8 protein-coding genes and 1 pseudogene are annotated in these 7,242 nt (G+C 68.1%); 3 read left to right on the top strand and 6 right to left on the bottom strand.

The window, feature by feature from the left end:
• The 3 genes and pseudogenes from A9X04_RS00620 to A9X04_RS00610 form a co-directional block, all read left to right on the top strand.
• Positions 1-392 (top strand): annotated as a pseudogene (locus A9X04_RS00620) (VOC family protein); the annotation flags it as partial.
• Positions 389-1,327: a fumarylacetoacetate hydrolase family protein gene (locus tag A9X04_RS00615; protein ID WP_067916759.1), complete on the top strand. Its 939-nt coding sequence runs from the start codon at positions 389-391 to the stop codon at positions 1,325-1,327. The pseudogene A9X04_RS00620 and the gene A9X04_RS00615, both read left to right, overlap by 4 nt.
• Positions 1,324-2,961 (top strand): bifunctional 3-(3-hydroxy-phenyl)propionate/3-hydroxycinnamic acid hydroxylase, encoded by a 1,638-nt coding sequence (locus A9X04_RS00610; RefSeq protein WP_067916757.1) that lies wholly within the window; start codon positions 1,324-1,326, stop codon positions 2,959-2,961. Before A9X04_RS00615 ends, A9X04_RS00610 begins: the two co-directional genes overlap by 4 nt.
• On the opposite strand, the gene A9X04_RS00605 is transcribed toward A9X04_RS00610, so the two are convergent.
• From A9X04_RS00605 to cynS, 6 genes are all read right to left on the bottom strand, one after another.
• Positions 2,853-3,743 carry a universal stress protein gene (locus tag A9X04_RS00605; protein ID WP_067916755.1) on the bottom strand — a complete coding sequence of 297 codons (891 nt, stop codon included), beginning with the start codon at positions 3,741-3,743 and terminating at the stop codon, positions 2,853-2,855. The two genes, A9X04_RS00610 and A9X04_RS00605, sit on opposite strands and share 109 nt — an antisense overlap.
• Before the next feature lie 137 nt (positions 3,744-3,880).
• Positions 3,881-4,792 (bottom strand): formate/nitrite transporter family protein, encoded by a 912-nt coding sequence (locus A9X04_RS00600; RefSeq protein ID WP_067916754.1) that lies wholly within the window; start codon positions 4,790-4,792, stop codon positions 3,881-3,883.
• Positions 4,789-5,058, bottom strand: coding sequence for a hypothetical protein (locus A9X04_RS00595; RefSeq protein ID WP_067916752.1), 270 nt, complete (start codon positions 5,056-5,058; stop codon positions 4,789-4,791). The genes A9X04_RS00600 and A9X04_RS00595 overlap by 4 nt, the downstream gene beginning before the upstream one ends.
• Complete coding sequence (locus A9X04_RS00590) at positions 5,055-5,675, bottom strand: RNA polymerase sigma factor (RefSeq protein ID WP_067916750.1); 621 nt, start codon at positions 5,673-5,675, stop codon at positions 5,055-5,057. Before A9X04_RS00590 ends, A9X04_RS00595 begins: the two co-directional genes overlap by 4 nt.
• A gap of 10 nt (positions 5,676-5,685) precedes the next feature.
• Positions 5,686-6,753, bottom strand: a complete 1,068-nt coding sequence (locus tag A9X04_RS00585; protein ID WP_067916748.1) for an acyl-CoA dehydrogenase family protein — start codon at positions 6,751-6,753, stop codon at positions 5,686-5,688.
• A complete protein-coding gene (cynS, locus tag A9X04_RS00580) occupies positions 6,750-7,226 on the bottom strand; it encodes a cyanase (protein WP_067916746.1) in 477 nt (158 codons plus the stop codon). The genes A9X04_RS00585 and cynS overlap by 4 nt, the downstream gene beginning before the upstream one ends.
• Between the last annotated feature and the right edge of the window lie 16 nt (positions 7,227-7,242).

Here is a 7,242-nt window from a genome sequence, read left to right as displayed (position 1 = left end):
ACCGCTACGTCCATTCGGCATATCAGGTCAGCGATCTCGACGCGCTCGCCGCCGGCGGTGAATACCTTGGCGCCCAGGGATTTTCCCGGTCCTGGGGGATCGGCAGGCACATCCAGGGCAGTCAGATCTTCGACTACTGGCGCGATCCCGACGGCTACTTATTCGAGCACTTCACCGATGGCGACCTGTTCGATAACACGCTGGACCCCGGCTGGGCGCCCTTCACCGCGTCCGGTTTGGCCCAATGGGGACCGCCGGCAACCAGAGACTTCCTCGGCACCGATCCGAAATCGGCCCGCCGGGAAGTGGTTTCGATGATCACCGCGCTCCGAGCGCAAAACGAGTTCGATGTCAACCGCCTGATCGGCCTACTGAAAGTTCCCACGTCATGACCCTTTCCGTGCTGCACACCCACGACGCATGGTGGCTCAAGACCGCCCGCGGCGCGGCGAAGATCGACACCACCGCAACAACCACCGCCGCGCTGCTGGCCGACCGCAGTGCCATCGAGAACGCGGCCGCCAGCACCGTTACCGTGCCCGTCGATACCCTGAAGTTGGTGTCGCCGGTGACCCGGCCCTGCCGGGTGATCGCCCAGATGACCAACTACGAATCGCACGTCAAAGACGCGGGCATGGACCCGGCGTCGATCCCGCTGACCTTTTTCCGCAAGGCGTCGGCCTCCATCAACGGGCCTTTCGCCGACATCGTCAAACCCCCGCACGTCCGGCTGCTGGACTACGAGGTGGAGGTCGGGCTGGTGATCGGCCGCGGGGTCCCGGTCGGCACCGCCATCTCCGAGGAAAACCTGAGCGATTTCCTCGCCGGCCTGGTCGTCACCAACGACGTCTCCGCGCGTGACATCCAGCTCCCGCAAACCCAGTTCTACGAGGCGAAGTCGTACCCGACCTTCACACCGGTCGGGCCGGAACTCGTCCTGCTCACCGCCGACGAGTTCAAGCGCTTCGGTGATTTGCGACTGCGCCTGAGCGTCAATGGCCAGGAACGCCAGAACTCACTCGTCGAGGGCGACATGCTCTACCGGCCCCTGCAGGCGCTGCAGTCGCTCACCCAGTTCCAGGAGCTCGCCCCGGGCGACCTGGTGCTCACCGGCACGCCGGCCGGCACCGCGCTGAGCGCCCCACCGAGGCCCGTGCAGGTCATCGGAAACCTGTTGCCGCCGGCGCTGAAATGGAAGATGTTCTTCTCGCGCCAGGCCGCCAACCGCAACTACTTGCGTGACGGTGACGTCGTCGAAGCGTCCGTGGCGACCGACGACGGGGCCATCGACCTCGGAACGCAGCGCACCACCGTCCGATTCGCGTGACAACTCCGCCCACCCGGCGGGTCCCCGTCGTCATCGTCGGCGCCGGGCCGACCGGCGTCACCGCGGCCACGCTGCTGGCGCAGTACGGCGTGGACTGCCTGGTGCTCGACCGCTGGCCCGGCCTGTATCCCCAGCCCCGCGCGGTGCACCTGGACGACGAGATCTACCGCATCATCGCCCGCCTCGGGCTGGCCGACGAATTCGCCGCGATATCGCGGCCGACGCTGGGCCTGCGGTTGGTGGACAGCCGGTTTCGCACGCTCGCCGAGTTCGACCGCGACCCCGGGCACAATGTGCACGGCTTCCCGCCGGCCAACATGTTCGACCAGCCGGAATTGGAGGCCCTGCTGCGGGCCAACCTCGAGCGCCACCCGCACGCCGAGCTCCGGGGGAACGCCGAAGTCACCGACGTCGTGACGGACGGGACACGCATTCGGGTTACGTTCGCCGACCGCTCCGACGGCGGGCTCCACCGGGTCGACGCCGACTACCTGCTGGGCTGCGACGGCGCCAACAGCATGGTGCGCGCGGGCATCGGTTCGACCATGCGGGACTTGAACTTTCAGCAGCGCTGGCTGGTGGTCGACGTCGCCAGTGACGCCGATCTGGGCCAGTGGGACGGGGTGCACCAGTTGTGCGACCCGAATCGCGCGGGGACCTACATGCGCATCGGGCCGGCCCGCTACCGGTGGGAGTTCCGGTTGCTGGGCGGCGAGACCGCGGACGATTTCGGCACCCTGGACCGATTGCGCCCGTTGATCAAGCCGTGGACCAGCGCCGTGCCCGTCGGCGAGCTGACTCTGGTGCGCGTCGCCGAATACACATTCCGCGCACAGATCGCCGACCGCTGGCGCCGCGGAAACGTGTTCATCCTCGGTGACGCGGCGCACCTCACTCCCCCGTTCATCGGCCAGGGCATGGGAGCGGGTTTGCGCGATGCTGCCAACCTGGCCTGGAAGATCGCCGGGGTCCACCACGGCACGCTGGCGCCGAGCGTCCTCGAAACCTATGAGCGGGAACGCAAACCGCATACGCGATCCATGATTCGGCTGGCGCTGGCTGTGGGTTGGGCGATGACCGGCGGGGGCCGCCTGGGCAATGCGGCCCGCCGGGCAGTGTTGCCGCGGCTGCGGCTCATCCCCGGCCTGCGCGACAAGGTGGTGGACTCGACAACGCCGGCACTGCACCGTTCCGCCTTGGTAGACACATCCCGGAAACCGCGCCGGCTTGCCGGCACGCTCTGCCCGAATGCGCCGCTGGGCCAAGGTCACCGGCTGGACGACGCGCTTGGCACCGGTTTCGCATTGATCAGCACCGTTCGCCCCGCTGCCGCCGACGAGGCGGCGCTGCGGCGGCGCAACGTCACTGTGCTGGTCGCCGAACCCGGCAGCCCGCTGGCGGCATGGCTACACCGTGGCCATGCCACCGCTGCGGTGGTGCGCCCCGACCGGACCGTGGCGCGCGCCGGACGCGACGTCGCCGCCCTTTGCGCGTGGACGGCGACGGTCGTCTCGCCCGGCGTAGATCAGGCGGACACCGGTGGCCGCGCGACGATCACCGGTATCCGAACCGAGTGCAGGACCGCGTTGCTGACCGATCCCAACAGCACACCGGTCAGACCGCCGCGCCCGTGACTACCGACGACCAGAAGCTGTGCGGTCTCGGACTTTTCGGCGAGCTGCCGGGCCGGTTGATCCCGCACGACCAATCGCTGCACCGCCACGTCGGGGTAGCGTTCCTGCCAGCCCGCCAGGTTCTCGGCCAGGCTGCGGTGCGCCTCGGATTCCAGGGATGACCAATCCGCTTCCGGGAGGTCGGTGATCGCGATGTCGCTCCAGGCGTGCAGTGCCGTCAGGCCGACACCGCGCCGGGAGGCTTCGTCGAACGCGACTCCGATCGCGAGCTCGGAAGCCGGTGAGCCGTCGACCCCGACCAGTACCGGCGCGTCTTGCGCCGCCGGTTGACCGTCTGCATGGACGACGGCGACCGGGCAGTGCGCGTGCCGCACGACCGTCGAACTGACCGAACCCAGCACGCCCCGGGCCAGCAATCCCCGTCCGGCGGTGCCCACGACGATCATCTCAGCCTCGTCGGACATCTTGATCAGGGCCAGCGCCGGGCTGGAGTACACGAGTTCCCGGTTGATCGTGACGTGTCCATCCGCCGGAAGTGTCTCCTCGGCGAGCTTGATCGCGTGCATGATCGCCTTTTTGCCCTCGTCTTCCAGCCGCACCGCCAGAGAGTCGGGGTACGGGACCGGCGGCCAGGTGGCGGTGGGTGTCGTCACCGCGTGGACGACGGTCAGTGGAACATTACGCAGTGAAGCTTCGTGGGCGGCCCAGGTCGCGGCGGCATTCGACGCCGACGAGCCGTCCACCGCGACGACGATGCCGCGGTGCTGATCAGGTGTTGACATTTCGTTCTCCCTCCATCACCAGCGACGTTATAAACCCGCGGGCGTCCCGGTCGTGAGGCTTAAGTCCCTAACCAACGGGACAGACGGCTGTTAGCGCCACCCGTTAAGGCGGCCGTAACGCCGTGGTCAGGCGCCGGCTAGCTGCGTTGCCGCTGCAACTGCGCGATGACCCAGAACGGCAGCGCCACGAACAGCGTGCCGCCGACCAGGTTGCCCACGGTGGTGATGCCCAGGTTGGTGAGCAGGCCGTGTGGACCGAAGCCCCAACCGATGCCGGCTCGCGGCGCGGCGGGGTGAAACAGGTTGAGCAGCAGAGGAAGGCCGAGGAAGCCGACGTTGGCGATCACGTGCTGGGTGCCGCCGATCACGAATGCGAACGGCCCATAGAACGCGAACGTCATGCGGGCGACGTCGCTGCGGGCCTTGAAGAACATGCACATCGAGGTTTGCAGGAACCAGGTGCACACCACGGCCAGCAGCAGCGCCGTCCAGAAGGGCTGGCCGGCCTTCTGCGCGCCGACCGCGGCCGCCCGCTCGGCGAAGGCGCCCAGGTAGGGTCCTCCCGCGGCGCCACAGACGGTGACGAACGCCAGCGCCCCCAGGACGTTGCCGAGCAGGCCGACGATCACCAGAAAGGCGTAACCGCCGACGCTCATGGTGCGGTTGAGGACAGCCAGGAAACCGGCGGCCATGTCGGCGGTGATCAGCGACATCCCGGAGACCAGGATCAGGACGAAGGACATGCCGAACGCCAAGCCCATCAACAGGCTCGCAACGCCCGGGATCTTGACCCCGGTGCTCACCATCAACGCCAGCAGCGCGCCGAACGCGACCATCGCCCCGCCGACCAGGGAGCGCACCAGGAACGCCCACGGGTGCGTCGCCTTCTCGACGGCCATGGCGGCCACGCGGTCCACCATGGCGCCCACGCTGAGCGGCTCGAACGGGTCGCCGGCCGCGACCTCCGTCGTCCCCCCGGAGGCAAAGGGGGCGAAGGCGTTTGGCGGCACTTCGTCTTCCCACTGGGGCGCTTGCGCATTGATGGTCATCGGTGTTCGCCTTTCCGTAATGCGTTGAGCGCGTTGATGACCCCGCTGACATGCTCTTCGCTGAGCGTCTCGCCCTCGAAGACGTGGGCGAGCAGGATCTTCAGGTCGAGCATCTGCTGCAGGTAGATCAGGCACGGGGGGCATTCGTCGAGGTGCTTGGCGACGATCGGGCCCCATTGCCGGGGATCGGAGTCGACGAGTTCGTCGACGAGGTGGACGAACTCGACGCAGTCGATGGCGGGGACGGTGTTGTCGTGGACGGTCATCGGCGATACCGCTTTTCCAATTCGTTGCGCAGATTGCCGCGGGCGCGGTAGAGCAGCGCGCGTTGCCCTTCAGCGGTGAGTTCGAGCAGCTCGGCCGCCTCCTCCGCGGAGGCGCCGACGATGTCCCGCAGGATGACCAGTTGCCGTTGCCGAACCGGCAGCGCGTCCAGCGCCGCACGTACCTGCCCGACGAGCTCGTTCTCGACGGTGTGGTCCGCGGGCAGGAAGCGCCGTGACGGCGGGAGGTTCCAGTGTCCGGCGTCGGGATGGCCGGCGGGATGCATGCGGCCCGCCAGCGGGTCGACATCCTCCGCGGACAGCACCTCGTGGTCGCGGATGCGGGATTCGCGGCGCCGGTGCCGCGATGCGGTGTTCTTGACGATCGCGAACAGCCACGTCGCGACCGAGGAACGGCCCTCGAACGACTCCGCGGACTGCAGGATCTGCACCCAGGCCTCCTGCACCGCCTCTTCGGCCACCGTGGGCGAATCCACCATGGTGCGGGCGAAATTGACCATCGGCCGGTGAAAGTCGCGCACCAGTTTCGCAAGCGGGACGCCGCCGACGACGCGTTCGGATTCGGTGCCCCCCGGCGGCACCGCCACCGGGGTCACCATGGTCTCGCACTCAAGCGCATGCCGCCAGTTCCCAGCGCAGCTGGCCTTCGGACGGGGACTGAACCGGGATGAACGCCGCCTCCCGGTAGCGGCGGCTCGCCGATGTCCTGCTCGCATACCCCTTGCCGCCGGCGGTACGGACCTCGAGATCCGCACTGGCGCTGGCGAGTTCGGCTGCGGCAAGCCGCAGCGACAACAGCTCCCGCTTGGTGGGCGGCTCGTCCCCGCCCACGGCGGCGGCCAGATCCGCCACTGCCGCCTCCGCACCGGCGAGCTTCTCCTCGACCTGGTCGACCTGGGCGCTGAAGACCGAGTTCACCCCGCTGAGGGCGTTCCTGGCCTGCCCCACCGCGGTTCTGGTCAACCCCAGGCACATGGCCGACTGCAGGACGAGGAACGTCGGACGGACCGCCCGCAGGAAGCCGTCGAAGTCGCTCGCCAACACCTGCTCCGAGGGGACATAGGCGTCCGCCAGCTTCAGGTACGACGAGGCGGTGCTACCCATTGCCAGCAGGTCGAAATGATCACCGACCGCAACGCCGGGTGTGTTCAGCGGCAGGGCCACGATCAGCCGCTCGCCCGCGTCGGTGCGCACCGCGGTCACCATCGTCGAGTCCGGATAGAGGTTGCTCGCCCACCTGATCGATCCGGACACCACGTAGCCCCCGTCGGCCGGCGCGGCCGTCAACTCCAAACTTCCGCAGCCCGCCGCCTCCTTGAACGCCGAAGCCATGCCGGTCACCCCAAGCGTGGTTCCGGCAAGCAGCGGCTGGGCCGCCGCGGCGCTGAAAGGTGTTGCCGCGGTGAGCAGATACTCCACCGCCATCCGATGGGCCCAGAGTGAGAAGCCGGTGCTCATGCATTCTCCGGAGATCGAGCGGATCACCTCGACCATGTCGGGCAGCCTGCCGTCGGCGTTGCCGGGAGCGCCGACCCCGAGCAGACCGGCCGCACCCAAGGCGGTGAAGCTGCGGCGGGCCTGGTGCTCGCCGCGGTCCAGCGCCCCGGCGTGGGCCCGGATGTCTTCCAGCAGTTCGACATCCAACCGGCTGGCCGCCGGGTCCATCGTCGCCGTCATCTCGATACCTCCTGGGCCGAATGCTTCCACGCATAGTCGAGGAATTTGCCGTCGAAAGTGACGACCACTCTGTCGCCTTCGGGGTGCGGCCGCCGCCGCACGCTCATCTGGAAGTTGATGGCGCTCATGACGCCGTCACCGAACTCTTCACCGATGAGTTCCTTGATCGCCGGGCCGTAGACGGCCAGCGCCTCGTGGAACCGGTAGATCGTGGGATCTGTTGTCATGGTCGCATCGGAACCCCGATACGGCATCATTTGCAGGACCGCCACCGCCTCGTTGTCGAGGCCGAGAAGCGATGCGACCGTTGCCGCGTCACCGGCGGGGAGCGGATGCTGCCCGAGGAGCGCCGCGACGGTCCATACCGGGTCCTTGCCGATCGATTCGGCGATTTTCGCCCAGCTCAGCCCTCGCTTGACGCGGGCCAACCTGATCTCCTGGCCGAGATCGGTCTTCGTCAAAGTGGTTGCCATCGACCGTTGTCCGTGC

The sequence above is a fragment of the Mycobacterium sp. E3247 genome, from assembly GCF_001667785.1.
Taxonomy (GTDB): Bacteria; Actinomycetota; Actinomycetes; order Mycobacteriales; family Mycobacteriaceae; genus Mycobacterium.
Note: the sequence above shows the minus strand (reverse complement) of the source record. Positions and strands in the feature narration are given on the sequence as shown.

Excerpts from the sequence above, each read along its gene's own strand:
- A9X04_RS00595 (WP_067916752.1), bottom strand. The coding sequence starts at position 5,058 with ATGACCGTCCACGACAACACCGTCCCCGCCATCGACTGCGTCGAGTTC.
- A9X04_RS00600 (WP_067916754.1), bottom strand. The coding sequence starts at position 4,792 with ATGACCATCAATGCGCAAGCGCCCCAGTGGGAAGACGAAGTGCCGCCA.
- cynS (WP_067916746.1), bottom strand. The coding sequence starts at position 7,226 with ATGGCAACCACTTTGACGAAGACCGATCTCGGCCAGGAGATCAGGTTG.
- A9X04_RS00590 (WP_067916750.1), bottom strand. The coding sequence starts at position 5,675 with ATGGTGACCCCGGTGGCGGTGCCGCCGGGGGGCACCGAATCCGAACGC.
- A9X04_RS00585 (WP_067916748.1), bottom strand. The coding sequence starts at position 6,753 with ATGACGGCGACGATGGACCCGGCGGCCAGCCGGTTGGATGTCGAACTG.
- A9X04_RS00605 (WP_067916755.1), bottom strand. The coding sequence starts at position 3,743 with ATGTCAACACCTGATCAGCACCGCGGCATCGTCGTCGCGGTGGACGGC.
- A9X04_RS00615 (WP_067916759.1), top strand. The coding sequence starts at position 389 with ATGACCCTTTCCGTGCTGCACACCCACGACGCATGGTGGCTCAAGACC.